At 59.3% G+C, this 26,974-nt stretch carries 22 protein-coding genes; 8 read left to right on the forward strand and 14 right to left on the reverse strand.

Features of this window, described 5'->3' with window-relative positions:
- Positions 1-164: 164 nt before the first annotated feature.
- Entirely contained in the window at positions 165-1,592 is a 1,428-nt protein-coding gene (gene hldE / locus T9A_RS03860; protein WP_035245215.1) for a bifunctional D-glycero-beta-D-manno-heptose-7-phosphate kinase/D-glycero-beta-D-manno-heptose 1-phosphate adenylyltransferase HldE, read from the reverse strand.
- A gap of 244 nt (positions 1,593-1,836) precedes the next feature.
- Between hldE and T9A_RS03865 the strand changes: the two genes are divergently transcribed.
- Together T9A_RS03865 and lpxL are read left to right on the forward strand one after the other, a co-directional pair.
- The gene (locus T9A_RS03865; RefSeq protein ID WP_035245217.1) at positions 1,837-3,003 is read left to right on the forward strand and encodes a hypothetical protein; all 1,167 of its coding nucleotides are present in this window, start codon (positions 1,837-1,839) and stop codon (positions 3,001-3,003) included.
- Positions 3,004-3,021: 18 nt separating this feature from the next.
- Positions 3,022-3,945, forward strand: a complete 924-nt coding sequence (lpxL, locus tag T9A_RS03870) for an LpxL/LpxP family Kdo(2)-lipid IV(A) lauroyl/palmitoleoyl acyltransferase (protein WP_035245219.1) — start codon at positions 3,022-3,024, stop codon at positions 3,943-3,945.
- On the opposite strand, the gene T9A_RS03875 is transcribed toward lpxL, so the two are convergent.
- The 11 genes from T9A_RS03875 to T9A_RS03925 all read right to left on the reverse strand — a co-directional run bounded on the left by T9A_RS03875 (position 3,940) and on the right by T9A_RS03925 (position 18,236).
- Complete coding sequence (locus T9A_RS03875) at positions 3,940-5,355, reverse strand: ArnT family glycosyltransferase (protein WP_198030606.1); 1,416 nt, start codon at positions 5,353-5,355, stop codon at positions 3,940-3,942. The two genes, lpxL and T9A_RS03875, sit on opposite strands and share 6 nt — an antisense overlap.
- Positions 5,342-6,664, reverse strand: coding sequence for a lipopolysaccharide kinase InaA family protein (locus T9A_RS03880; RefSeq protein WP_035245223.1), 1,323 nt, complete (start codon positions 6,662-6,664; stop codon positions 5,342-5,344). The genes T9A_RS03875 and T9A_RS03880 overlap by 14 nt, the downstream gene beginning before the upstream one ends.
- Positions 6,661-7,557, reverse strand: coding sequence for a glycosyltransferase family 2 protein (locus T9A_RS03885; protein ID WP_035245225.1), 897 nt, complete (start codon positions 7,555-7,557; stop codon positions 6,661-6,663). Before T9A_RS03885 ends, T9A_RS03880 begins: the two co-directional genes overlap by 4 nt.
- Entirely contained in the window at positions 7,554-8,402 is an 849-nt protein-coding gene (gene rfaP / locus T9A_RS03890) for a lipopolysaccharide core heptose(I) kinase RfaP (RefSeq protein WP_035245227.1), read from the reverse strand. Before rfaP ends, T9A_RS03885 begins: the two co-directional genes overlap by 4 nt.
- A 13-nt stretch (positions 8,403-8,415) precedes the next feature.
- A complete protein-coding gene (locus tag T9A_RS03895) occupies positions 8,416-9,507 on the reverse strand; it encodes a glycosyltransferase family 4 protein (RefSeq protein ID WP_035245229.1) in 1,092 nt (363 codons plus the stop codon).
- Positions 9,504-10,529, reverse strand: coding sequence for a lipopolysaccharide heptosyltransferase I (waaC, locus tag T9A_RS03900; protein ID WP_035245231.1), 1,026 nt, complete (start codon positions 10,527-10,529; stop codon positions 9,504-9,506). Before waaC ends, T9A_RS03895 begins: the two co-directional genes overlap by 4 nt.
- Positions 10,530-10,532: 3 nt before the next feature.
- Entirely contained in the window at positions 10,533-11,306 is a 774-nt protein-coding gene (locus T9A_RS03905; protein ID WP_198030607.1) for a lipopolysaccharide kinase InaA family protein, read from the reverse strand.
- Between the two features lie 11 nt (positions 11,307-11,317).
- Complete coding sequence (waaF, locus tag T9A_RS03910; protein ID WP_035245235.1) at positions 11,318-12,373, reverse strand: lipopolysaccharide heptosyltransferase II; 1,056 nt, start codon at positions 12,371-12,373, stop codon at positions 11,318-11,320.
- Between the two features lie 8 nt (positions 12,374-12,381).
- Positions 12,382-13,308, reverse strand: a complete 927-nt coding sequence (locus tag T9A_RS03915; RefSeq protein WP_035245237.1) for a branched-chain amino acid transaminase — start codon at positions 13,306-13,308, stop codon at positions 12,382-12,384.
- A 36-nt stretch (positions 13,309-13,344) separates the two neighbouring features.
- Positions 13,345-16,215, reverse strand: coding sequence for a bifunctional [glutamate--ammonia ligase]-adenylyl-L-tyrosine phosphorylase/[glutamate--ammonia-ligase] adenylyltransferase (gene glnE / locus T9A_RS03920; RefSeq protein ID WP_035245239.1), 2,871 nt, complete (start codon positions 16,213-16,215; stop codon positions 13,345-13,347).
- Positions 16,216-16,499: 284 nt separating this feature from the next.
- Entirely contained in the window at positions 16,500-18,236 is a 1,737-nt protein-coding gene (locus T9A_RS03925; protein ID WP_084573396.1) for a type IV pilus assembly ATPase TfpB, read from the reverse strand.
- 323 nt (positions 18,237-18,559) lie between these two features.
- Here T9A_RS03925 and T9A_RS03930 point away from each other — a divergent pair, with 323 nt between their 5' ends.
- From T9A_RS03930 to T9A_RS16995, 4 genes are all read left to right on the forward strand, one after another.
- Positions 18,560-19,240: a TIGR00153 family protein gene (locus T9A_RS03930; RefSeq protein ID WP_035245241.1), complete on the forward strand. Its 681-nt coding sequence runs from the start codon at positions 18,560-18,562 to the stop codon at positions 19,238-19,240.
- Positions 19,241-19,250: 10 nt separating this feature from the next.
- The gene (locus T9A_RS03935) at positions 19,251-20,519 is read left to right on the forward strand and encodes an inorganic phosphate transporter (RefSeq protein ID WP_035245243.1); all 1,269 of its coding nucleotides are present in this window, start codon (positions 19,251-19,253) and stop codon (positions 20,517-20,519) included.
- 200 nt (positions 20,520-20,719) lie between these two features.
- Positions 20,720-22,048: an amino-acid N-acetyltransferase gene (gene argA / locus T9A_RS03940; protein ID WP_035245245.1), complete on the forward strand. Its 1,329-nt coding sequence runs from the start codon at positions 20,720-20,722 to the stop codon at positions 22,046-22,048.
- A gap of 2 nt (positions 22,049-22,050) precedes the next feature.
- Positions 22,051-22,692 (forward strand): hypothetical protein, encoded by a 642-nt coding sequence (locus T9A_RS16995; RefSeq protein ID WP_156964816.1) that lies wholly within the window; start codon positions 22,051-22,053, stop codon positions 22,690-22,692.
- Between the two features lie 21 nt (positions 22,693-22,713).
- Here the strand turns inward: T9A_RS16995 and T9A_RS03945 are convergent, their stop codons facing one another.
- A complete protein-coding gene (locus T9A_RS03945; RefSeq protein ID WP_035245247.1) occupies positions 22,714-23,100 on the reverse strand; it encodes a type II toxin-antitoxin system VapC family toxin in 387 nt (128 codons plus the stop codon).
- Positions 23,101-23,340, reverse strand: coding sequence for a type II toxin-antitoxin system Phd/YefM family antitoxin (locus tag T9A_RS03950; protein ID WP_156964817.1), 240 nt, complete (start codon positions 23,338-23,340; stop codon positions 23,101-23,103). It lies immediately after the preceding gene.
- A 217-nt stretch (positions 23,341-23,557) separates the two neighbouring features.
- Here T9A_RS03950 and ilvD point away from each other — a divergent pair, with 217 nt between their 5' ends.
- Entirely contained in the window at positions 23,558-25,405 is a 1,848-nt protein-coding gene (gene ilvD, locus T9A_RS03955; protein ID WP_035245248.1) for a dihydroxy-acid dehydratase, read from the forward strand.
- A gap of 190 nt (positions 25,406-25,595) precedes the next feature.
- Entirely contained in the window at positions 25,596-26,912 is a 1,317-nt protein-coding gene (locus tag T9A_RS03960) for a DsbA family protein (protein WP_035245250.1), read from the forward strand.
- Positions 26,913-26,974 lie beyond the last annotated feature (62 nt).

Consider the following 26,974-nt stretch of genomic DNA (forward strand, 5'->3'; position numbering starts at 1 on the left):
GAGGCGCGAACAACACCATTTCGAGTTACGAGAAACGAGTTTCGAAAACCAACACATCCGACCAGGCAGGTTTTGCCTTTCACAACTCGCTTCTCGAAACTCGTTACTCGCTAACGCTCGTTTCGCGCCTCAAGCGGCGCTCCTACAGAGGCTTCGTAGAAAGATCAGTCTTGCCGAATGCGCTCCACAATCTTCGTCGTAGAGATATCGTCGATAAAATCGAGCACCTTCACTTCACCGCCATAGCCTTGCACAAACTCGTGCCCAACCACCTGATCCACACTGTAATCGCCACCTTTTACCAGCACATCCGGCTTGATGGCTTCCAGCAGTGGCTCAGGGGTATCGGTATCGAAAGACACCACCCAGTCCACTACCTCAAGGGCCGCAAGAACCGCCATGCGGCGCTCCAGGGGATTGATGGGACGGCCCGGTCCCTTCAGGCGACGGATGGATTCGTCGCCATTCACCGCCAGAACCAGGCGATCACCCTGACGGCGGGCGGAATCCAGGTAGCCCACGTGACCCGCATGAATGATGTCGAAACAGCCGTTGGTAAAGACGATCCGCTCGCCCTGGGCGCGGGCATCTTCGATGGCAATCAGCAACTGATCTTCAGTCATCACACCACGGCCCAGGCCACCTTCCTGATGCACCGCCCGGCGCAATTCCGGGGCAGATACCACCGCGGTGCCCAGCTTGCCGACCACGATACCAGCGGCGATATTCGCCAACGCCACCGCGTCCGCCATGTCGGCACCGGCGGCCAGCGCCACCGCCAACACCGAGATCACCGTATCGCCGGCGCCGGTCACATCGAATACTTCACGGGCACGGGCAGGCAGGTGCAGCTCCGGCTGACCATCGCGCAGCAGGGTCATGCCCTTTTCGCTGCGGGTTACCAACAGGGCCTGCAGGTCAAGATCCCGGATCAGTTTCTGGCCCTTGGCAATCAGATCCTGCTCATCTTTGACCGGGCCGGCCACCGCTTCGAATTCACTGAGATTGGGCGTAAGCAACGTCGCGCCACGGTAATGACTGAAATCCGTTCCCTTCGGGTCCACCAGTACCGGCACGCCGGCTTCCCGGGCCAGGGCAATCAGACCGGGGCAATCACGCAACGCCCCCTTGGCATAATCGGACAACACCAACGCCCCGCAGTGAGCCAGTTGCTCCTTTACCTTGCTGGCGAAAGGCGCCGGATCCTGGTCGTGGAAGGCTTCTTCGAAATCCAGGCGCAGCAACTGCTGCTGGCGACTGATGACACGCAGCTTGGTAATGGTGGGGAGGCCATTCACCTTCTGAAAATGACAACCCACTTCCGCGGCACCGAGGCGCTCCTCAAGGATAGAGGCGGCCTCGTCATCGCCGGTAATCCCCACCAGCTCGGCCCGGGCGCCAAGGGCGGCCATATTCAGGGCCACGTTGGCCGCGCCACCAGGACGGTCCTCCAGCTCGGTCACCCGCACCACCGGTACCGGCGCTTCCGGCGAGATTCGCCCGGTGGGGCCATGCCAATAACGGTCGAGCATGACATCACCTGCCACCAGAACACGGGCCTTGCCAAAAGCAGGAATATGCGGATTGTGCATAGGTTCTCCAAAACACAACAGAGCCGGATTTCGAGGCAGTGTAGCATAGCCGGATACTTAGCTAACCTGCTGAAAGTGTTCGAGGAAACACCGAAACGCCAGGGACACAGACAAAACCCGGGAAGCCGGATAGGCAGTAGATGCCGCGGGCTCTGGGCAGTACACTTTGCCGCCGCTACGCATCCACCGGTCAGACGGGTATCATGTCCCCCAACCGAGAGAATCCAGGGAGCCACAGGACCATATGCCGCCATTACCCCCCAACATCATGCAAGGTCGCTGGCTGCGCTGGTGGCTGACCCTGTCTTTTGCAGTGATGTTCAGCGGTACCTTCCTGTTCAATTCCCGCATTGGTTTTCTCAATGTACTGGACGTGCTGTTCTTTCTGCCGGCACTGACCTTGCTGACCCGGGCCGTGGTGAGCGGTGACTACCGTTTGATGACGTCGCCGTTGTTGGCGCCGCTGTATCTGTTCATCGGCTGGGCAGCCCTGAGTTTCGCCTGGGCCGAAGAGCCCAACACCTCGCGCGCCGTTCGCGGCATGGTGCAGCTCATCGTCATGGTTGGCATCTTCCGCTGGCTGCACCTGTATTTCCGCAACACCTTCAAACAGGCTCTGGCCAATGGCGCCCTGTGCTGCATGGTCGTTGCCACCATGGTGATGATCAGTTACTACACCACCCAACCGCTTAGTAGCCCCCTGTTCAGCGAGCCGGCCAATCTGATCTTTCACCTGCCATCCCTGGATCCCAGCGTTGCCCTGATGGCCATGGTAGCCCCTACCTTTATCCTGCTCGCCCAGGGCATGGAAGAAGGGGTCAGTGGCAAGGGCGGGCGTCGCCTGGTCGGTGCTGCTGTGGGCTTTGCCTTTCTGTGTCTGACATCACTGCCTCTGGGCCTGATGACGGTAATGCTGGGGCTGAGCTGGCTGGCCAGCCGGCGGCGACGCTCCTGGTTGGCGGTTATTCCCTTGCTGGCCGGGGTCTATCTGATGCTGGAAGGCAGCAGCGACTTCACTTTGAGCAACTACTTCCTGCATCCACTGATTGGCAATGGTCTCAATCAGGAGACACTCAACAACGTTCTTGCCCAGGATAACAACCGCCTGCTCAGCCTGGCGCATCCCCGTAACCTGTTCGTATTACTGATCCACAGTTTGGGTCTGGTCGGCCTGGTCCTGTTCCTGGCCAGCTGGATCAGTCCTTTCACCGCCTTGTTACAACGTCAGGTCAACTGGCATGTGGACGCAGCCTACTCCATCGCCGTGCTTCCCGGTCTGTTCATGGCATTCGCCGCCGGCGCCTACCTGCTGGTGCCGTTTCATGCCAGCTGGCTCAGTGTCTGGTTGCCACTGGCCCTGCTGCTCGCTCGGCTGAGCGAGCGCCCCTCTATCCGCCCTAACAGCCGTTGAACTTGTCTCGAGATTTGCATGGGAAAACGTAATAACCGCCCCACCCGATTGTCTGATCCCAGGCTATACCCTAGCTGGATCGGCGTGGGCCTGTTCTGGCTGATCGGTCAGCTGCCCTGGCGCCTTTTGCAGGCCATAGGCAGAGGCTTGGGGCGCCTGGCGTGGTATCTGGCAAAAAAACGGCGCCATATTGCCCAGACCAACATTCGACTTTGCTTCCCGGAGCTGACGCCGGAAGAACAGGACGAGCTGGCCCACCGCAGCGTCATCAGCACCGGCGAGGCGATCCTTGAGATGGCCGGCAGTTACAATAATCACCGCATCGACCTGAATAAGAATCTTACCGTGACGGGCATGGAGCACATCGAAGCCTGCCAGGCCAGGGGCGAGGGCGTATTGCTGCTGGGCATGCATTTCAACACCTTGGATACCTGCTCAAGGATGCTTGCCACCCTGGTGGATATCCATGCGGTCTATCGCCCCAATGACAACCCGGTCATCGACCGGCTTATCGACCGGGGGCGCCGCCACTACGTTCGCAGCACCGTCGACCGTACCGATATCCGGCAAATGCTGCGCCTGCTGCGCAGTGGCGAAATTGTCTGGTATGCGCCGGACCAGGACTACGGCACTGCCCACGCTCTGTTCGTTCCGTTCTTCGGCATTCCAGCAGCCACCATCACCGCCACCAGCCGCATCGCCAAGATGGGCAAGGCTGCGGTGATCCCGTGTGCGCATTATCGCTTGCCTGGGGGGCGGTACGAGATCGAGTTCGGACCAGCACTGGAACATTTTCCCGGCGGCGACGAAGCGGCGGATACCGCCCGCATCAATCAGACTATCGAACACTATGTCCGCAAGCATCCCGAGCAATATTTGTGGGTGCATAAGCGGTTCAAACATCAGCCCGAAGGTCGGCCCTCTCCTTACAAGAAATTATAGGCCTGCCATTACCAAAACCACATCATCGCCGCCGCTATCAAAGACCTCCACTACCCGAAGTGACACTCTGTTTTCGTCAATCAGGCGCTCCATATCATCACGGTCGACCAACCAGACAAGGAATTCTCCACTAGCAACCGCATCAGGCTGCTCCATTGGCGACATGAAGTAAGTTCTTCCAGCATAAAAACTGATCCGGGGATCATTGAAATACACTACGGGGGAATTCTGCTCTATCAACCAGTGCCCAGCCTGAACAAGGGACATCTTTTCCCGGGCAGAAGAACTGTAGGAGCCGGTCAACGCCATCATCGCCAACACAAAAACGGCCACGGAACGCCACTTTGCAGATCCGTTTTCATAACCCTGTGCAAAACGCAGAAATAACCAGGGCATGACCACAAGAGCAAGCAGTACCACATAGCGAGATGAGAGCAGAAAATAGGCAGTGAGAAAAACCACCAATATCAGAAACCAGATCACAAAGACTGTGCCGTAAATCCGTTTCTCCCGGTCAGGCAAGGTCGCCTTACCCATGAAGAGCGCCAGCAAATAAGGTCCCAACAGTGCCAGTAATTGGGCCGGAATAATACTAACCAGGCCCACGAACAATACCAAGCCGCCGTATTCCCGAGAGTACTCATGAATGAAGGTGTCAGCGAATTTCTGGGAGATGGTCATGAACTCCTGATATCGGGCGACCACATCAAGAGCATCCAGGTAAAGTCGGATGCGCTCACCAAAATCGCCCTCAAAGGCATACCAGAGCCCGACCAGCATCGCCGTCACCACCAGGCTGCCCAGCACAAGTAGCTTGCGTCTACCCCCCTTCAGCCCCCAAGCCAAGCCCAAAGCCATACCAAGACCCGCCACCTCAAGCCGGCAAAGCATGCCCATCAGCAGCAACGCCACCCCGGCCAAGGCATAACGCCAGCGCAACGTCTCATCAAAGCGGATAACAGCGTAAATGGCTCCCAGGGAGAAAAACCAGGCAGGCCAATCCCGTAAAATCTGAGCACGATTATCGTTGAACCCCGGAAAAGCCAATGCAACAAGCACAGCAAGAAACACAAACCGCTTTGCGGTCATTGACCCCAGCAGTACGGCCAGCAACGCCGTAGCCCCGGCAGAAAAGAGCGATACCACCATCATGCTGGTTACAGTATCGCTGAAGGGGCTGATGCTGATTACACCAGCCAGAAAATAAGAAAAGAAAGGCCAGTTAAATTGCTCTACATTCCCGCCATGCTCGGCAATACTCTGGGCCATATCAATGTAGAGCATGCCATCACGATTAATGACCGGATCACTGTAAAAGGCGAGCAGGGACAGAATCAGGCTCCCGAGAAAAGCCATCACGGCCGCCTGTTTTTGTTGGCTCAGCGTCTCCCACCCCTCAAGAATTCGCACGAAATTGCCCCCAGTTTTTTTCAAATCGGAGTCGGTCCTTCTTGTTACCGCCTTGTCCCAGCAGTCCGCCGTCCCGGACAGAGGCCGCATCCAGATCAATAAAACAGATTTCACCCCCGGCACTGACAAGAATATTCTGGGCTTTCATATCACCATGACTCAGCCCCGCCCACTGGAACAACGCCAACCACTCCCGGACCTTGTCAGCGACAATAGAAGCATTATTTCTGTGCGTTTCCATGATTTCACTCAACCGGATACCGGAGAATTTGGGGCAGACAATGATGCTTTGTCCCGCTTGTTCTCCCTGAGTAAACTCCACCAACAAAACTGGCTCAGGAGTGGGAACCCCCAATAAACTCCAGGTTAGTCCTCGCCGCCAGCTGGTCATTCCGTGAGACAGCCCCAGCTTCTGACGCAGACGCCCTTTCCAGCCCATGGAGTGATAATGTTTGACCACCCACTGATCGTTTCCGGTGACGCGCACACGCCGCCCTTCCTTTATCAGCGACAACCCGGACGACGGCTCACAAAGTGCCAGTAGCTCGTCAGCCTGCTCGCGCCATTGCCGGTTCAGATACACAGTGCGGTCCGGCTGCAACTCCACGGATACCGCCGTACAGTTACGCGTCCATTTTCTGTCCGCCTTGATCACACGGCGACGCAGCAAACGCTGACAGGAGGCATCAAACCCCTCGCTGTTCAGCCCCCAACCCTCCATCGCTTTTTTGATCTCACGGATCAGAGGCTGCTGGAAGGGGAGTTGAAACTGTACCGCCAACAAGGCCAGGTTGTTCTTCAGGGCGCGAGGGTCAAAAGACACCACTCGTTTCATTTCCCCGGCATCGATACAGTAAAGCCCCGCCTCTGACACCATGAAGTTGCCGGGGTGAAGATCCTTCTGAACCCAGCCAAGCCGGAACAACTCCCAGACCAAGTTCAGCATCCGGCCAACCAGCTCCGGATCAAAACCGGCACCCAGTACGGTTTGCAGATCAGAGCCCGGCAGTTTTTCCAGTAACAAGACAGCGTGGGGGCCCTGTTGATACAGCTTGAGCACACCGGGTACCGGCATCGCCTGCTCGGCGAGCATGGTCAGCGTCTCGGACTCAGGGCGGGCATGCTGGCCACCGTCATTAAAGAAAATCTTGGCAACAACCGGTTGTCCCTGCCAGGTCCCGGAGGCCACCAGGCGCTTGCCCGGAACCAGGCGCAAAACCTGCTCACCGACGAAGGTCGCGCCAGCTACCGTAACCTGAAACGGCGACTCATCCTCCCACTGCCGCGTCGACAACGTCTCGATATTCATGACAGCCACAGGCTCCGGAGAAAGCGACGCAAGTAACGGGGACTTAATGCCTGCAGAGGGGATACCCAGAACAACTCCCGGTAAAGGCGACCCACATCCTGGTAGCGGCCCGCCCGTTCACACAATTTGATCAGGGAGATCAGTCGGCGAGCCCGGTAAGGTTTGCGCAGGGCTTCCGCCCATTGCGGCAGACCATTATCGTCGAAGATTTTTGCTTCCAGAGAGAGCCCCACCTTGAGCGCGGCATCCACATCGTGACGCATGCTGCCCGCATGCTTGTGAATCATCGCCACCGGCGTGGAGAAACAGGCCACATCGTAATTCGCCAGAATATGAGCAAAGACCGGCAGGTCTTCGGTATGACGCAACGCCGGATCATAACTCACCGATTCAAACAGCGATCGGTGCATGGCACAGGCGCCGTTGGAAATGGTCAACTTCTTGTTCAGATAGTTGGCAAAGTTCAGCTTGCGCTCAGCGCTGGCCTCCAGCGGTGCGATAGATGTCTGCCTGTCTGTCGTGGCAGACACATGACCTCCGATCAGCAACCGCGCCGAAGGGCAAGCCGTCGCACACGCCTGATATGCCTCCAGCGCGCCGGGACACATCTCGTCATCCGCATCCAGAAAGACTAACCATGGGTAGCGACTTTCTTGCAGCCCCCGGTTGCGAACCGCCGATAACCCCTGGTTCGTCTGGGAGATATAACGCAGACGCTGATCCCCCAGCGCCACCAGTCCCCGCATCACTATATCGGTGTCGTCCGTGGAGCCGTCGTTGACAACGATCACCTCCAACGCCGGGTATGACTGATCCAGCACTGAGCGCACGGCGCGTTCTACACAATGGCCGTAATTGAAAACCGGAATGACCACTGAGAAACCCTGGTTCATATATCTTTTCCCGGATGATCATTGTATTGCAGCGGAAACCCCGGCGGCTTCTCGTAATACCGACGGTAGATTTTCTCGCCTTCCCGGCGGCTGGCATTGAGCAGTCTGGCGTGACGCTTGAGCACAGCCCGCAGGTCATCACCGAAGTACACCTTGAGAAAGCGCAGTACGTCCCGCCGCGTCATCCCATAACGGGCAGTGGAAAAATACAAACCACCCAGGTCCTTCACTTGCCAGCGCCAGGGCACACTGCGACGCACCTGAGAACGATGCAGATCAATCAGGTACAGCGGACCAGTAGCGTCGTGCTCGGCCGCCGCATTTTTCGGTATCAAAAAATGGGCGATATAGAAATCACGATGGTTGATGCCGGCCCGGTGCATGCGCCCGGCGATATCTGCCACCCGGCAGATCAGCTGGCGCTTGAAGCACACCGGCACCGTCCCCTCTTCCAGCCAAGACTCGCCCAGATCCTCCAGGCTCAGGGTGTGCACCAGATCCTCGGTGACGATAAAGGACTGCAGACTGGCCGGGTTGCGTCCCCGAGCCCCGTAGCCAACCACGGTCATGGTATCCAGCCCCGCCGACCGCACAGCATCCACCGCGTTGACTTCCTGCATGGCGCCCAGCACCGGCAACTTGGCCTGGGTCAGGTTCTTGATGATCTCCCGCCAGCCGATACCACCATGGTATTTGAGAAAGTAACTGGTCTCGCCCACGTGAAAACGTAAAGTTCGGCGCCCTTCCCGCTCACGGAAAATATCCCCCTGCTGACACGCCGCTTGCTCGAAAGGGTCTTTGCCTTCCCAGGCGCTAGCCAGGTCATCGCGCAGAAACAGTTGCATGTGGATCCCTTTGTTATGCCTTGTCCGCACGGCCTTCCAGCGCCCGCACGGCATGCTCCACCAGATCGTAGATATCACCGGTACGTGAAAACGCCCGGCCTTTTTTACGCCAGGAATCCCTGGCAGTGTCGAGCAGCACCTGAGCAGCGTCAGCCAGTTCTTCTGCGCTGACGCCGTCGGCCATGACCCGCCCCATATTGGCCTGTTCAATGTAGGGGGAATAGCCACAGGCCCGTGTGGTGAGTACCGGCAAGCCGGCAATCGCGGCTTCCAACAGTACGGTACCAGTGTTTTCGGCGTAGGCCGGGTGTAGCAGCAAGTCCGCTGACCATAGCCAGTGCGGCACATTATCCTGACCGCCCATGAAATGCACCCGGTCCGCCACGCCAGCGCGCCGGGCAATACGATCAAATCGCGCCTTGCGATCATCGCCGACAATAAACAACTGCCCACGCCCCAGCGACGCTATCATTTCAATGGCCCGGTCCAGTCCCTTGGTCCGGAAACCAGACCCCACGAACAACAGCATGGGTTCATCGTCGTCCAGGCCCAGATTCGCCCTGAACGCCTCCCGCAACGAGGCATAATTCTCCGGCAACACCCGGTCACGGCGGATGCCCGGAGGCAGCGACACAAAGCGGTTTTCCGGTGTGCGGTAATGTTTTATGAACAGGGCCATCTGCGGTGGAGAGATGGAAAGAATCCGGGTAGGGCTGTGTTCCGAAAACACTGCTCGCTCCATAGCCAACTTGCTGCCGTAACGAGGCAGCAGACTGCGGGGAAAATGATAGCGTTCGGCAAGACAGCCATCAGCCGCATAATACCAGTCCAACCCAGGCATCTTGTTGAAGCCCACCCGCAGGTCGAATTTATCCCAACGCTGACTCACAACCTCCGCGAAGGCTTTGTCACGGCCATGATTACTGGACGCAGTGACCGGAAGCAGCTGCACTGCTATCCCCTCTGGCGCAGGGTCGCCCTGCCACTGGCGCGCAAAAACAGTCACCTGGTGCCCTTTTTCCACGGCGCGTCGAGCAATGGAAAGCATGTCCCGTTGCAACCCGCCGTAAGGAAAATATTCAAACAAGGCAAAAGCCATCTTCATGCAGTGCATCTCCGCAATTCGAGCCACACCTGCCTGGGCTTAAGACTGCTGAAACAGGGCGGCTCCACGCCCTTGCCCAGTTCACCGCGATAGGTGCATTTTTCCTGCACGCAGGGTGCACACGGGAAATCCGCAGCCAACGAATGGGCCTGGATGCCGCGCACCCCGGTTAATACCGGGTCTGTGGGACCATAGAGCGCCACTCCAGGCAAGCCGGCAGCAGCAGCCAGATGGGCCAGGCCGGTATCCACGGCGATAAACGCATCCCATTCGAGGAATTTATCGGTGAGTTCATCCAGTCCCATTTTCGACAGGACCTTTGCCTGACCCAGGCCTTCGCTCAGGCGTTCGGCACGGGCTTTTTCCGCCTCGCTGCCCCAGGGTAGGAAAACCCGATGGCCTTCACTGGTAGCCAATTCCAGCAACTGGCGCCAGAAGGCTTCCGGATAATGTTTGGTCGGCCAGGTGGTGCCATGGCAAAACACCAGTTGTGCCGGGCGGCTCAACGGTGTGGGCACATGGCTGCGCGGCAGGCCGTAATCCGGGGCACCATCGGGCAGGTCGTACGACAGCGCCAGCGAAAACAGTTGCCGCACCCGGTCGATGGCATGCTGCCCCTTCGCCACCCGCAGAGGGTGATCGAGAGCCTTGGCAGACAAGCCTTCCCGTGCGGACTGTTTATCCAGTCCGAATTTTTCTCCGCGCGCCAAACGGGTCACGAAGGCGCTCTTGATCAGGCCCTGGGCATCGATCACCGCATCATAGGACATTGCCTGAATGGCGGACTTGAAGGCAGACCATTCACCGGAGCGGCGAGCCTTGAAAGGATGTTTGCGCCAGCGGCGCAGGGCACATGGGAAAACCTGATGGACCGCGGGGTGGCGACGGGCCAGGTCGGCAAAGCCCTCTTCCACCACCCAGTCCACCTGCAGATCGGGAATGGCCGACAGCGCATCGGTCAGTGCCGGCAAGGTGTGGATCACATCCCCCATGGAGGAGGTCTTGATAAGCAGCACTCGCATGGATTAGCTACCCGCTAGAGCCTTGGACTTCCTTTCTAGGCGACCGAGTAATGAGCGCCCCTGAGTGCCCAGCTTGGGCTGTACCATATAGTGATGGAGGAAACGGATTTTATCACGGGCAGAAAAACCTTCAGAGCGCCGCGCCAAGCTATCCAGGTCCCGCAATCTGGGACGCAATGCATGATAATGAGGCCGACAGCGTTCCATATCGATAAAGCGAGCATCAAAACGCTGCATCGCCTCCGACCAAGACACAAACACATGCTTGGGGTAAAGATTCTGATGAACCAGGCCCCGCTCATGAAGCAGACGCACTACAGCGGCAACATCCCGAATCAGGGCAAACCGGCGAGCCGTAGACAACTGATCCAACGCCACCTGATCCAGACTCTGGAACCCAGCAAGATCGAGACTCACCAGCATGGCTTCCCTGTCTCCATTAAGGTTGCTGGCAGCAAAGAACAAAGGCTCCGCCACCGGTACCCCAGCTTGCCAGCAGCCCATCAGTGCCTTGTATTCCTGATATAAGGTAGCCTGCCCAGATAGCGGATGCAGCAAGCTACGGCGCACATAATTACGCTGGTGCTTGATATAGACTGTTGCCTCACCACCCCATGGGTCACTCACGCGCGCCCGAAAAACCTGACTGATACCACGCCCCCTATGGTTAGGTTCATCAATCAGAGTCTTATCCAGAGCCAACCAGTCACTAATCGTTTTCAGTCCATGTCCCTGCAGCGCCAACCGCCAGTGAGGATGGAAATAGCTAGCCTTCAATTCTGTTTCGATTACTCACCTCCCACCAGTTGCTCCAAAGCATCAACCACAAGTTGCGGCGGCAGTTGGCGCAGACAGTTCAGATGCCCCAGCGGGCACTCACGCTCAAAACACGGGCTGCACTCCAGGCCTAATCGCACTACCGCTACACGATCACCCAGCGGTGGCGTAAACCCCGGCGAGGTGGAACCGTACACTGCTACCAGTGGACGCTTGAGGGCGGCGGCAATATGCATCAGCCCGGAATCGTTGCTGACCACCGCGGTGGTGGCCGACAACAGATCCACCGCCTGCTCCAGGGAAGTATTACCCGCCAGCACCACGGCATGCTCATCCGCACTGTTATCCAGCATCTCGACGATGGTATCAGCCACGGGCTGATCCTTGCCGGAGCCGAAGATCCATACCTGCCCACCGTGCTCAATCCAGTGCTGTGCTACCGCCGCGTAATGATGCTCCGGCCAGCGCTTGGACGGACCGAATTCGGCACCGGGACACAGGCCCAGCACCGGCCGTTGCGTATCAAGGCCATGTGTCGCGATAGCGTCTTGAAGCGAGTCTTCACTGACTTCCAGGTGCGGCGCAGTAATGGTATCCAGTTTCGGTGCCGGCGCATCCGGTGACAGCGCCAGCGCTACAAAGCGCTGCACCATCAATGGGTGGCCTTCCTTGTCCAGCTTGCGCACGTCGTTCAGCAGGCCGTAACGCATTTCCCCACGCCACCCGATACGCTGCGGGATCTTTGCCGACCAGGGCACCAACGCAGACTTGAGGGAATTGGGCAGCACATAACTCTGCTGGTACTGACCACGCAGGGATTTGCCCAGCGCATGTCGCTCACCCAGCTTCAGGTCGCCATGATCGAAAGGCAGCGATAGCGCCTCGCGCACTTCCGGCATGCGCGACAGCAACGGCCGACACCAGGCCGGCGCCAGCACATCGATGGCACAGTCCGGGTATTGGCGACGCAGTTCGGAAAAAAGGGTCTGGGCCATTACCATGTCGCCGACCCAGGACGGGCCGACGACAAGGATGGCGGAGGGCGAGTCGGACAAGAATGCCGGCATGCGCCTGCTCAGCTCACGTAAGTGAGCCAGTCTCCGTAGTTTTCATCCTGTTTGCCGCGCACCAGGTCGAAATACACCGCCTGCAACTGCTCGGTAATCGGACCACGCTTGCCTGCGCCAATGATGCGTCCATCCAGCTCCCGAATCGGCATGACCTCTGCGGCGGTACCCGTGAAGAAAGCTTCATCGGCGATATACAGCTCATCACGAGTAATGCGTTTCTCACGCACCGGATAACCTCGCTCTTCGGCCAACTGAATGATGGTTTTGCGGGTAATGCCGTCCAGACAGGACGTCAGCTCCGGGGTGTAAAGCACGCCGTCGCGAACCAGGAATACGTTTTCACCGGAGCCTTCTGCCACATAGCCTTCGTTGTCCAACAACAGCGCCTCATCGGCACCGCCGGACAGGGCTTCATTAAGGGCCAACATGGAATTCATGTAATTGCCGTTGGCCTTCGCCTTGCACATGGTGATGTTCACGTGGTGACGGGTGTAGCTGGAGGTTCGCACCTTGATGCCCAGCTCCAGGGCTTCCGGAGACATGTAGGACGGCCATTCCCAGGCTGCCACCATGACATGCACTTTCAGATTGTGGGCGCGCAGGCCCATCCCTTCGCTGCCATAAAACGCCATCGGGCGCAGGTAAGCGTGGGGCAAATTATTTTCCCGAATAGACGACAGGTGCGCCTCGTTGATCTGCTCTTTGGTGAAGGGCAGTTTCATGTTGAGGATATGCGCACTGTTGAAAAAGCGGTCGGTGTGATCCTGCAGACGGAAAATCGCCGGCCCTTTTGCCGTCTCATAGGCGCGCACACCTTCGAACACACCCATGCCATAGTGCAGAGTGTGCGTGAGCACGTGAACCTTCGCGTCCTGCCAGGGAACCAGTTCGCCATCCAACCAGATAAAACCGTCTCTTACAGCCATCGACATGGCAGTGATACTCCCAGAGCTAAGGACCTGCAGGTGTCAGCCCTGCAGGTCGAACCAGTGCTTCCAGATCGCTCGCACGCCTTCACGCAAATCGCGGAATTGAGTGTCGTCGACAATGGATTTCTCTTTGCGCAACGAGGCGCGATGAGCCGCGGATCGGTAAGCGAGGTACGCTTCCCGCAGCAGGCCGGCATCCTGTGCCGACATAATATCCAGTGCAGCCAGTGTTTCGAGCAGCCGCACATTATCGGTGAAGCGGGTCAGTTCACCGTGGGAGGAGGCCCATCTCAGAACCCCGTATTGCACCATAAATTCGATATCAACGATACCACCCGGGTCCTGCTTGAGATGGAAGCGGTCCTCCCCTTTCTCCCCCAGGTGGTCAACCATCTTGTCGCGCATGGCCAGGACATCTTCGCGCAGCTTGTCCAGGGGACGCTCGGCGCACAGCACCTGGTGGCGGATCGCATCAAAGCGCGCCCGGGCCCGGTTGCAACCGGCAACCACGCGGGCACGCACCAAGGCCTGATGCTCCCAGGTCCAGGCTTGATTGAGCTGATACTTCTCAAAGGAATCCATGGAACTCACCAGCAGACCGGCACTGCCGGAAGGCCGCAAGCGGGTGTCCACTTCGTAGAGCTGACCGCTCATGGTACGGGTGGAAAGGATGTGGATGATGCGCTGCCCCAGGCGAGCATAGAATTGCTCGTTGGACACCGGCTTGTCGCCATCGGTCACGCCGCCGCTGGCTGCATCGTGCAGGAATACCAGATCCAGATCGGAGTTGTGGCCCAACTCGATACCGCCCAGTTTGCCATAGCCCGCCACCACGAAATCCGGACTGCAGGGCTGGCCATCGGTCCGCGAGGGGCGGCCGTGGCGCTCCACAAGCGGCTCCCAGGCGAGCATCACCACCTGGTTGAGAATGCTTTCCGCCAGCCAGGTCAGATAGTCACTGACCTTCATCAGTGGCAGCACCTCGGTCACTTCCGAGGCAGCCACCCGCAACAGATGGGCCTGCTTGAAGTTACGCAGCACCTCCATCTGCTGTTCCAGATCATCCTCGGCCACGCGCAGCAACTGCTGACGCAGCTCGTCGTCCAGCTCTGCCCGCTCCGGTGGCGAATAGAGAGTGCGCACATCCAGCAATTCGTCCAGCAGCACCGGATGCAGAGTGAGGCGCTCGGCAATCCAGGGGCTCGCGCCGGACAGCTTCACCAGCTGGGTCAGCGCACTGGGATTTTCCACCAACAGGGCGATGTAGGCACTACGGCGCAGTACCGCTTCCACAAAGGCCAGCAGCCGCACCACGGTGGTTTCGCCATGGCCCTGATAACCCAACGCCTCCAGCAGCAAAGGCATCAGCCGGTCCAGACGCTCGCGGCCGATCGCCTGCATGTTCTGCACCGAGCGACCTTCACGGAAATTATTCAGATGGGCGTAGACCTTGTCGCCCTCCTGCACGCCGATGGCTGCCAGTTGAGCCGCAGCCTGGGCCTCATCCAGCTCGCCCAGCCACAGATCCAGCAGCTCCTGATCGGCGCCCTGGGCGGCATCGGTTTCCTGTTCCGGGTCGGCAATCACCTGGCTGAAATGATGACGCACGCTTTCCCGGCAACGACGTAACTTGCGCTCGAAGGCGGCCCGGGCGGAGAAGCCCATGGCAAAGGTCAGACGCTGCCAGCCCAGCTCGTCGTCCGGCAGACGCTGGGTCTGCTTATCGGCTACTCCCTGTAATCGATGCTCTACGTCCCGCAGGAACAGATAGGCTTCGGTCAGCTCATCCGCCACGTCCTCGGGCAGCAATTCCAGCTCCACCAGTTGCGGCAGCACCTTGATCAGGTTCGGTTCCCGCAGGGCCGGCAGCTGGCCACCACGGATCAGCTGGAACGCCTGAACGATAAATTCCACTTCACGGATGCCGCCGGCACCCAGCTTCACATCCGCCTGCATGCCCTTGCGGTTCACTTCCCGCTCGATCAGGGACTTCATCTCACGCAGGGAGTGGAAGGCCCCGTAGTCTATATAACGACGATAGACGAAGGGATTGAGCCGCTTGATCAGGCGTTTTCCCGCCTGCAGATCACCACCCACCGGGCGCATCTTGATCAGCGCATAACGTTCCCACTCGCGTCCCTGGGTCTCGTAATACCCTTCCATGGCATCGAAACCGATGGCCAGTACGCCGCTCTTGCCCCAGGGGCGCAGGCGCATATCCACCCTGAATACGAAACCGTCGGCGGTGGGCTGGTCCAGGGCCTTGATCAACTGCTGGCCCAGGCGCACGAAAAACTGGTGATGGCTAAGGCTGCGTCGCTCACCCTCGATTTCGCCTTCATGCTCATAGGCGAAAATCAGATCAATGTCCGAGGACAGGTTCAGCTCCCGCGCCCCCAGCTTGCCCATGGCCAGCACCACCAGCTTCACCGGCTTGCCATCCGGCCCCACCGGGGTGCCACTTTTCTCACAGGCCCAGCCGTGCAGCACGGTCAGCGCTTCCTGTATCAGGGTATCCGCCAGCAGCGACAGATCCGCCACAGTGCTGTGATAATCCCCAATCCCGGCCAGATCCCGCCAGATGATGCGCACCATATGGCGGTGGCGCAGACGGCGCAGGGCACGCTTGAGTTCATCCTCGCTGTGACAGGCGGCCAACTGCTCCTGCACTGTCTGACGGAGCGAATCCTCAGCCAGGGCGCCACTCGGATCACTGTCCTCAAGCCACTGCCCCAGGCCCGGATCACGCTGAAATTGCTGCGCCACATAGTCGGAGCCCGCCCACACCCGGGGCAGGTCATCAAGCAGGGCGTCGGGGATACGGTGACCGGATTCCACAAAGTGTTGCCAGTGCTGGCTGACCAGCACCGACAGTTCATCCGGCAGAGCGTGATATTGGGGTTCTTTCATGGGCGGCTATTGTCGTACGGGAGGGAGAGAAAGGCTAGAGGGCAGGAAGGAGTTGCACGTTGAAAGTTCAAAGCTGAAAGGCGCGGGAAGAGCCTGGACCGCTTAACTCAGGCCGTGCCCGCGATTCAAGATCGCAGGTTCGCCATGCAAGCAAGCTCCTACAGCGGCCTAATGAGTCATGCTCACAGACGGGACAGCCATGCCGCGCGAAGCGCCGCCTTTCCCGGGTGCCGCCAATCCTTTCTTCGCGCCTTTCAACTTTGAACTTTCAACTTGCTCATTTTCTATCCCAGCAAAATATCCTGGGACGGCGTCACCCGCATTACCTCTTCAATGGTGGTCAGCCCCTTCGCCACTTTCATGGCACCACTGATGCGCAGGGGCTTCATACCATTCTTGAGAGACTGACGAGTAAGCGTCTCCAGTTCGGCACCCCGGGAAATCTGCTGTTTCAGGGCGGTATTCAGCGGCATGGTTTCATAGACCCCCACGCGGCCCAAGTAGCCGGTATCCCGACATTCCAGGCAGCCCACCGGCCGATAGATGGCTTCCGGCGGCTTCATCTTGAAGGGGCGCACCAGTTCTTCCCAGGCCTGCACATCGGTCTCCGTGGCTTTCTTACAGTGAGGGCAGAGAGTGCGGATCAACCGCTGGGCCATCACCCCGAGCACCGTGGCGCTGATCATGTAGGGCGGCACCCCTAGGTCCACCAGACGGGTAATGGATGACGGCGCATCGTTGGTATGCAACGTGGACAACACCAGGTGGCCGGTAAGCGCCGCCTGAATCGCCATGTCCGCCGTGGCCAGGTCGCGGATCTCGCCGATCATGATGATATCCGGGTCCTGGCGCAGCATGGCCTTGACCCCCTGAGCGAAACTCACGTCGATATTGGCCTGCACCTGCATCTGGTTGAAGCTGGGCTCCACCATTTCGATGGGATCTTCAATGGTGCAGACATTCACCTCGCTGGTGGCCAGCTGCTTGAGGGTGGAATACAAGGTGGTGGTCTTGCCTGAACCAGTGGGCCCGGTGACAAAGATGATCCCATGGGGGTGGGACGTCATGCGCTGCCAGGCCTCGTAATCCTCGGTAGTAAAACCCATCTGCTCGAAACTGCGCACCAGTACATCCGGGTCGAACACCCTCATCACCATCTTCTCCCCGAAGGCGGTGGGCAGGGTGGAGAGTCGCAGCTCGATCTCATCCCCCTCCGGCGACTTGGTCTTCAAACGGCCATCCTGGGTTTTGCGCTTTTCCGCCACATTCAGGCGGCTGAGAATTTTCAGCCGGCTGGTAACTGCCGCCATGATCGCCGCCGGCAGTTCGTAAACATCGTGCAGTACGCCATCGATACGGAAGCGCATTTTGCCGGTCTCCCGGCGCGGCTCCAGGTGAATATCGCTGGCCCGCTGGGAAAACGCATACTGCAGAATCCAGTCCACGATATTGACGATGTGCTGGTCATCCGCATCGTGATGGCCCTTACCCACTTCCAGCAACTGCTCGAAGTTGGTAATGCCGGACATTTCCTGGCCGGTGTTGCCGGAGGCCCCGGCGATAGAGCGGCTCAGGTTATAGAACTCAACCCGGTAGCGGCGCAGCTGCTCCGGATTGGCCAGCACCACCTCCAGCTCACGGTCGCGCAGCACCTGCTTGAGGTGGGCCTGCCAGTCACGCACGAAGGGCTGATCACAGGCTACCACCACCTTGTCGCGCAGCACCTCAATCGCCACGATGCCGTGGCGCTCGGCAAAGGCGTAGCTCATCACATTGGTAACCTGGTCCACATGCACCTTGAGTGGATCAATATGGCAGACCCGGATACCGGCTTTCTCGCCCAGCCAGCGAGTGAGAAATTCCACATCCAGCAATTGATGGGTATTACTGCGATCGGTAAGCCGATACTTGGCCAGCACCTGAATCGGATGCCAGTTCAGCTCCTTCTTTTCCCGCGGCGTGGTGGAAATGACATTAAAATCCTCCTGACTGACACGCCCCTCTTCCAGCAACTCGCGCATCAGCCAGCGCACATCAATCAGCAGACCATCCAGTTTGGCGGGGTTGGCGGTAGCGTTCACTCAAGACTCTCCGATTTCACTAACGGGCCGTCATGCGGCCTCATTATTTTGTCCTAGTACTGTAACCCTAACATTGAACCCCTGACAGCCCCGGCGGCTTTGACTATACTCGCGACCAGTTTCATGACACATCTGTGACAGATGCACGGTCGTGCCATGACCCGAGCCCTCTCCCTCTGGGCGACCGCCCGGGAAAGTGGGACACTGATTCCACCTGAAGCCTCAGCTTCAGGTTTTACTCTGACTCTGGATCCGAGGCGCCTATGTCCTTTGGAAGCTCCATTGCCGGCCTCTTTGGCCGCTCCCCCATCAAGCCCCTGCAGCAACACTACGACACCGTTCACGATTGTGCCCGCACCCTGGCAGATTTCTTCGCCGCCGTTACCGACGGTGACTGGGACAAGGCACGCGCTGCCCGCAAGCGCATCGCCGAGCTGGAAAACCTGGCCGACGAACTGAAAAAAGAGTTCCGCCTGAACCTGCCCAAAAGTCTGTTTCTTCCCATGCCCCGTACCGATCTGCTCGATTTGATCAGCGTGCAGGACAAGGTGGCCAACAAGGCCAAGGACATCTCCGGGCTGATGCTGGGCCGGCAGATGAGCATCCCGCCGGTACTGGCTGATGTGATGCGCGACTATGTGCAGGGCGCCATCGATACCTCTGCTCAAGCCCAGAAAGCCATCAACGAGCTGGATGAGCTGATCGAGACCGGCTTCAGCGGCCGTGAAATCCAGATCGTGGAAGAGCTCATCGAAGAGCTGGACCGTCTGGAGCGCAACAACGACGAGCAGCAAATCACCATCCGCTCCACCCTGTTCAAGCTGGAAAGCGAACTGCCCCCGGTGGATGTCATTTTTCTCTACAAGATCATCGAATGGGTAGGCGATCTCGCCGATCGCGCCCAGAAAGTGGGCGGCCGCCTGCAGATGTTGGTCGCACGCTAGGAGCTATCTTATGGAGTGGATGATTGAACACAGCTACCTGATGCTGTTGCTGGCCGGCGCGTTCGGCTTTCTGATGGCCTGGGGCGTGGGCGCCAACGACGTGGCCAACGCCATGGGCACCTCGGTGGGCTCCGGCGCCCTGACGGTCAAGCAAGCCGTGATGATCGCCATCGTCTTTGAATTCTGCGGCGCCTATCTGGCCGGTGGCGAAGTGACAGCCACCGTGCGCAAGGGCATCGTCGATGCCGGCGTCTTTGCCGAGTTCCCCCACTATCTGGTCTACGGGATGATGTCCGCCCTGCTGGCCGCCGGTATCTGGCTGATTGTCGCCTCCTGGTTCGGCTGGCCGGTCTCCACCACCCACTCCATCGTCGGCGCCATTGTCGGCTTTGCGGCAGTGGGCGTGGGCATGGACGCGGTCAACTGGGGCAAGGTGGGCAACATCGTCGCCAGCTGGGTGACCTCACCCTTACTGGCAGGCTTTATTTCCTTTGCCCTGATCAAGAGCGTACAGAAGCTGGTACTCAACCAGGACGACCCCTTCCAGCGGGCCAAGCGGGTGGTGCCCTTCTACATGTTCCTGGTGGGCTTCGCGATTAGCGCCGTTACCCTGCTGAAAGGTCTCAAGCATATCGGCCTGGAAATCAGCTATGGTGCCAGTCTTGGCTGGTCCGCCGTTGGCGGTCTGGTGGTCGCCGTGATCGGCGCCGCCATTCTTAGCCGCATCCAGCCCAACCCGGAAGCCGACAAGGATTTCCGCTTTCACTCCGTGGAGCGCATCTTTGCCGTATTGATGATCTTCACCGCCTGTGCTATGGCCTTCGCCCATGGCTCCAATGATGTGGCCAACGCGGTGGGACCGCTGGCCGCCATCAACAGCGTTATCGTCAACGAAGGCGTGATCGGCGGGGAAGCCGCCATGCCTGGCTGGATTCTGCTGGTCGGCGCCATGGGCATCGTCTTCGGCCTCGCCATTCTCGGCGCCAGGGTAATGGCCACGGTAGGCAAGAACATCACCGAGCTGACCCCCAGCCGCGGCTTCGCCGCCGAGCTGGGTGCCGCCGGCACCGTGATCCTGGCCTCCGGCACCGGCCTGCCCATCTCCACCACCCACACCCTTGTGGGGGCGATCCTGGGCGTGGGCATGGCCCGGGGCATCGGCTCCCTGAACCTGCGCGTGGTCAGCACCATCTTCACCTCCTGGGTGGTGACCCTGCCGGCCGGGGCCCTGCTGTCCATTCTGTTCTTCTACTTCTTCAAGGGCCTGTTCGGGGCGTAGCAGCACTGACAGGCTTCACGAAGCACACTGACGCCGCCCTCCGGGCGGTGTTTTTTTATTCGCGGTCGAACGACCGCTCCCACGGGAGCCAGAACCCACCTTTGTGGGAGCGGTCGTTCGACCGCGATTACCCACATCTGGCATCACACCACAGCCGCTGGCTATACTGGCCTGTCAGCCACCAACCGCCGAGACACGCCGTGCCCAGCACCACCCCCGACAATCAGGTCCACTGGTTCCGCAATTCGTCCCCGTACATCAATGCCCATCGGGGGCGCACCTTTGTGGTCATGCTTTCCGGCGAACTGCTGGACGGCCCGCGCCTGCCTACCCTGATTCACGACCTGGCCCTGCTCAACAGCCTGGGGATCAAGCTGGTACTGGTCCACGGCGCCCGCCCGCAGATCAGCGCGCGGCTGGCGGAGTCCGGCATCGAATCCACCTTTGAACAACACATGCGCATCACTGACAGCGCCGCCCTCAACGGTGTCATGGCGGCGGTGGGTGCCCTGCGCCTGAAACTGGAAGGGTTGTTCTCCATGGGGCTGGCCAACTCCCCCATGTACAACGCCGGTATCCGCCTGATCAGCGGTAACTTCGTGGTCGCCAAACCGGTAGGGGTTCGCAACGGTTTTGACTACCAGCACACCGGCGAAGTGCGGCGCATCGAAGTGGACGCCATCCGCCAGCAACTAAGCAATGGCAATGTGGTGCTGCTGTCACCCCTGGGCTGCTCGCCCACCGGTGAACTGTTCAACGTGAACGCAGAAGAAGTCGCCTCCACCGCCGCCATCGCCCTGGGCGCCGACAAGCTCATCCTGATGGGTGACGACCTGCGCCTTGCCGACCCGGAAGGCAACCTGGTACGCGAACTCAGCCCCCAGCAGGCAGGCAAATTGCTTGCCGGCGACCAGTACCAAGACAACGGCGTGGATCGACAGCTCACCGCCGCCTGCCACGCGGCCAGCAACGGCGTCGGCCGGGCGCACTTGATCGATGCCAACGACGACGGCGCCCTGCTCAAGGAACTGTTCACCCGTGACGGCTGCGGCACCCTGGTTACCCGGGAAACTTACGAGACTCTGCGTGGCGCCCGCATCGACGACGTGGGCGGCATCCTGGAACTGATCGAACCCCTGGAAGCGGACGGCACCCTGGTGCGCCGTTCCCGGGAACTGCTGGAAAACGAAATCCAGCGCTTCGCCATCATCGAACGCGACGGCATGGTTGTCGCCTGCGCCGCCCTCTACCCCTTCCCGGACGACAAGACCGGCGAACTGGCCTGCGTGGCCGTCCACCCCGGCTATCGCAAGGGCGAGCGCGGCGCCCAACTACTGGGCTACCTGGAACGGCGGGCTAAGGAACAGGGGCTGACCAGCCTGTTCGTGCTCACCACCCTGACCGCGCACTGGTTTCAGCAGCAGGGGTTTGAACTGGCTGGCGTGGAAGCGCTGCCGGGGGCCCGGAAGTCGCTGTATAACTGGCAGAGGAATTCGAAGGTGTTTGTGAAAAGCTTCACTGAGTCTTAGCCATGAAAAACTTTATATCCTTGCTAGCATGCAAACTCATTTCAGCTTTAACAATTGCTTCCCTAGCAATTGCTCCCACTTCGCTCTTGGCGTCGAATTTTGAAACCACAGAATTGCAGTTCTCAGACTGGACACTAACAAAGACCATCCACAAGATGGATCACTGGGGAAAAGCTGATATTTACAGCACAAGCAAAGAAACCATCAATGGCCAGAAGTCAGTCCTTCGAATTGATTGTCACAATTACAGAACGAAAGTTATCAGTCCTTTCAAAGCCTATACCAAAGAAGCAATTAAAATTAACGGCGAAGTCACTGGCTACATCCAAAAAGGCAGAATAACAATTAATGATTCAGCACCTAAAGAAGTTCGATTTCGATTTAAAACAACAGGCTATTCACCCATAAGCATAGATCAGTACTCCTTATTAATTGCAACGCCAAAACCTTACCAATGGATCAAGGAAAACTTACCCAACGAAGGCGTTATACGTTTTGGAGTGCACTTCCAAGGCGATTTAGTCGAAACCGTTTTGACATTTCCTTTGACAGGCCTTAATAAAGCACTCGCATCCTGTCCTAAAGACTTACCCAGTGAGCCCCCCCTACCGCGATCTTCCAAACCAAACACAGGGAAAAACTAAGCGGCATTGTCGCCCTCAAACTCAGACCTTCCTGACCGGCCCCGGATACTGCGCCACCATTTCATCCCCGGTCAGCAGTAAAAAACCCTCATACTCAGCCTGCGCAACAAGAATACGGTCAAACGGATCGCGATGTATCGGCGGCAAATGGCTAACCCCCAGCGTGTGACTGCTGATGATCGGCAGCTCGTCATAGCCATTTTCCAATAAACCACGCCGGAACAAATGGGGATCGACCCGAAAATCGGATCTCCCCAAGCCGTTCTTGATGGTGATTTCCCAGATACTGGCCGCACTGAAGTACACCCGGTTTTCCGCATTCGCGATTAACAACCGTACTTCTTCAGAAAGGCGTTCGGGCATCCCTGCTGCCCACAGCAGGATATGGGTGTCCAGCAGCAGGTTCATTTAGCCCTCGAACATGTCGGCAATACTGTCTTCATCCAGGCGATCAAAATCGTCCGGTACCTGAATCTGGCCCTTGAGGAATCCCAACCGCCGTGCAGTAGCGGGTTCCGGCGCTTCAATGGCCGACACCCGCGCCACTGGCTTGCCTGCCCGGGCGATGATGAAAGGCTCACCCTTGGCGGCCTTGTCCACCAGTTGGGACAGCCGGGTTTTGGCGTCGTGCATGTTGATAATATCCATGGGAAGCTCATTAGCTAATTCTCATTAGCTAATGCTAAACGAGCTACAGCACAAAGCCAATGCAGCCAGCCCGCCACTCATCTGGTTTATCGCATCCCCCGATCCTGACATCCCGCCGAACGAAACCCTTTCGCCTTGCGAGCCAGGCTCCAACAGCGTGTGACTGTGGGTTACAATGCCGGGCTTATGTCCCGCTAGCTACCATTACGAGGTTCCCATGCCGCAGTATCGCTCCCGTACCACCACCCATGGCCGTAACATGGCCGGCGCCCGTGCCCTGTGGCGCGCCACGGGCATGAAGGACGGGGACTTCGGTAAACCGATTATTGCTATCGCCAACTCCTTTACCCAGTTCGTACCGGGGCATGTGCACCTGAAGGACATGGGCCAGCTGGTGGCCGGTGAAGTGGAGAAGGCCGGGGGCATCGCCAAGGAATTCAACACCATTGCGGTGGACGACGGCATCGCCATGGGCCACGACGGCATGCTCTATTCCCTGCCCAGCCGCGACATCATTGCCGACTCCGTGGAATACATGGTCAACGCCCACTGCGCCGACGCCATTGTCTGCATCTCCAACTGCGACAAGATCACCCCCGGCATGCTGATGGCCGCCATGCGCCTCAATATTCCGGTGATCTTCGTCTCCGGCGGCCCCATGGAAGCGGGCAAGACCAAGCTCTCCGAGGGCAAGCTGGACCTGGTGGACGCCATGGTGATGGCCGCCGACGACAGCGTGGACGAAGAAACCCTCAACGAAGTGGAGCGCTCCGCCTGCCCCACCTGCGGTTCCTGCTCCGGCATGTTCACCGCCAACTCCATGAACTGCCTCACCGAAGCGCTGGGCCTGTCTTTGCCCGGCAACGGCTCGCTGTTGGCCACCCACGCGGACCGTCGCGAACTGTTCCTGGAAGCGGGTCGTCGCATCGTGGATGTGGCCAAGCTGTATTACGAACAGGATGTGGAGGCGGTGCTGCCGCGCAACATTGCCTCGGTGAAGGCCTTCGAAAATGCCATGAGCCTGGATATCGCCATGGGTGGTTCCACCAACACTGTGCTGCACTTGCTGGCGGCCGCCCTGGAAGGCGAGATCGATTTCACCATGGAAGACATCGACCGGCTGAGCCGCAAGGTGCCGTGCCTATCGAAAGTGGCCCCGGCCACCCAGAAGTACCATATGGAAGATGTGCACCGCGCCGGTGGCGTCATGGGCATTCTTGGTGAACTGGACCGGGCCGGCCTGCTGCACCGGGACATTCCCATGGTGCATTCCGCCAGCGTGGCGGAAGCGCTGGAGCATTACGACATCATGCGCACCAGCGATGCAGGGGTGAAAAAGATGTTCACCGCCGGGCCGGCGGGAATCCCCACCCAGACCGCCTTCAGCCAGGACACCCGCTGGGACAGCCTGGATGACGACCGGGAAAACGGCTGCATCCGCAACTACGAAAACGCCTACAGCAAGGACGGCGGCCTGGCGGTGCTGTACGGCAACATCGCCGAGCGCGGCTGTATCGTGAAGACCGCCGGGGTGGATGACTCCATCCTCACCTTCACCGGCCGCGCCCGCGTGTTCGAATCCCAGGATTCCGCCGTGCGCGCCATCCTCGGTGACCAGATCGTCGCCGGCGACGTGGTGGTAATCCGCTACGAAGGCCCGAAAGGCGGCCCGGGCATGCAGGAAATGCTCTACCCCACCAGCTACCTGAAATCCAAGGGGCTGGGCAAGCAATGCGCCCTGCTCACCGATGGTCGTTTCTCCGGCGGCACCTCCGGCCTGTCCATCGGTCATGCCTCCCCGGAAGCGGCGGAAGGCGGTGCCATTGCTCTGGTGGAAGAAGGCGACACCATCGCCATCGACATTCCCAACCGCACCATCAACCTGGACATTTCCGATGAGGAACTGGCTCATCGCCGCAGCAAGATGGAAGCCCGCGGCAAACTGGCCTACAAGCCCATGGAAATGCGCCCACGCCGGGTATCCACCGCCCTGAAAGCCTATGCGGCCCTGACCACCAGCGCCGACCGCGGCGCCGTGCGGGATCTCAGCCAGCTCAACAAGTAACCGACTCGGGCGGCTTTCGGGCCGCCCTTTTCGTTGGCCCCGCTTCCCATCCGCCCCTGCCGGTTTCATGACCGTTGCCGCACCTCGGTAGACAGGGTGTTGCCACACGGCGCTTTCTGAACAAGTATCGTAGGCGTGTTTTCCCGTCGGCGACCCCGGCCTGTGCCCACTTACGAGGAGCACTCTGTTAATGAGTCTGAGACAACGTTTGATGCCACTGGTGGCCAAGCTGATCACCAGCGAACGCCTGCAACAATGGCGACGGGCCTTTCGCGAATCGCGCCGCAAGCTGCAACGGCGCCCTCATCAGGCGGTGTTCTACTTCCGCATTGATGACCCCTATTCGGTGTTGATGGCCCAGGTACTACCCCGCTTTGCCCGCCACTTCGGCATCACGATTACCCCCCGGGTCATGCTGTATCTGGATCAGCAGATGTACCCGGCGGCGGACATGCTGGAAGAACTGGCCCCCCGCGACGCCACCCAGCTGGCGCGCCTGCACGACCTGGACTTTCCCCACAACTGGCAACTGCCGCCCCGGGAAGTGAGCCTGGCAGCGACACGCTGCCTGCTGAAACACGAGGGCGACGAGCGCTTCTGGAGCCTGGCCGCCGCCCTGGCGGATGCCCTGTGGCGCAACGACCACGACAAGCTGGAAGAGCTGCTCACCGAACACGGCCAGATGCCCGCCGACCGGGCCCAGCTGGCACTGGAAGCCCGTCGCGACCAGTTCCTCAAGGATGGCCACTACCTCACCGGCACCCTGCAGTACGAAGGTGAGTGGTACTGGAGTATCGAGCGGCTGGACCATCTGGCCCATCGTCTCAACGACCTGGGCCTGGGCAGCGCGGACTGGCCACTGCCCTACGGCCGCGCCAAACGGGCCCGTCTGAAAGAGGTCCCGGAAGGCCTGAAAGGCAAGCCGCTGGTGCTGTTTTTCTCCTTCCGCAGCCCCTACTCCTACCTGGCGCTGGCCCGCACCTATGCCATGGCGGACCATTACGGCCTGAACCTGAAAATTCGCCCGGTCCTGCCCATGGTGATGCGCGGGCTCTCGGTCCCCAAGGCCAAGCGTTTCTACATCCTCAAGGACGCCGCCCGGGAAGCCCGTCTGCACAAGGTGCCATTTGGCAAGGTGTGCGATCCGGTCGGTGCCGGGGTGGAACGCTGTATGGCCATCTGGCCTTTCGCGGAAAAGGAAGGCCGCCTGCGCGAATGGCTGCGTGCCGCCGCCACCGGCATCTGGAGCCAGGGCATCAATGCCGCCACCGACAACGGCCTGAAGTTTCTGGTGGAAAATGCCGGGCTGGACTGGAACCGGGCCCGCCGCTGGCTGGACGACGACAGCTGGCGCGACCATGCCGAAGACAACCGCAACGCCATGATGGCCGCCGGCAGTTGGGGCGTACCCAGCTTCCTGACCGAAAACACCATGGTCTGGGGGCAGGATCGCTTTGCGGTGATCGAGGCATGCCTGCTAGCCTCACAGGCCGATGACAAAGACTGAGATAACCTAATCTTCATTCCAGTAGGAGCGGCACTTGAGCCGCGAAGCCCCAGAGATCTTTT

The sequence above is a fragment of the Alcanivorax jadensis T9 genome, assembly GCF_000756655.1.
Taxonomy (GTDB): Bacteria; Pseudomonadota; Gammaproteobacteria; order Pseudomonadales; family Alcanivoracaceae; genus Alcanivorax; species Alcanivorax jadensis.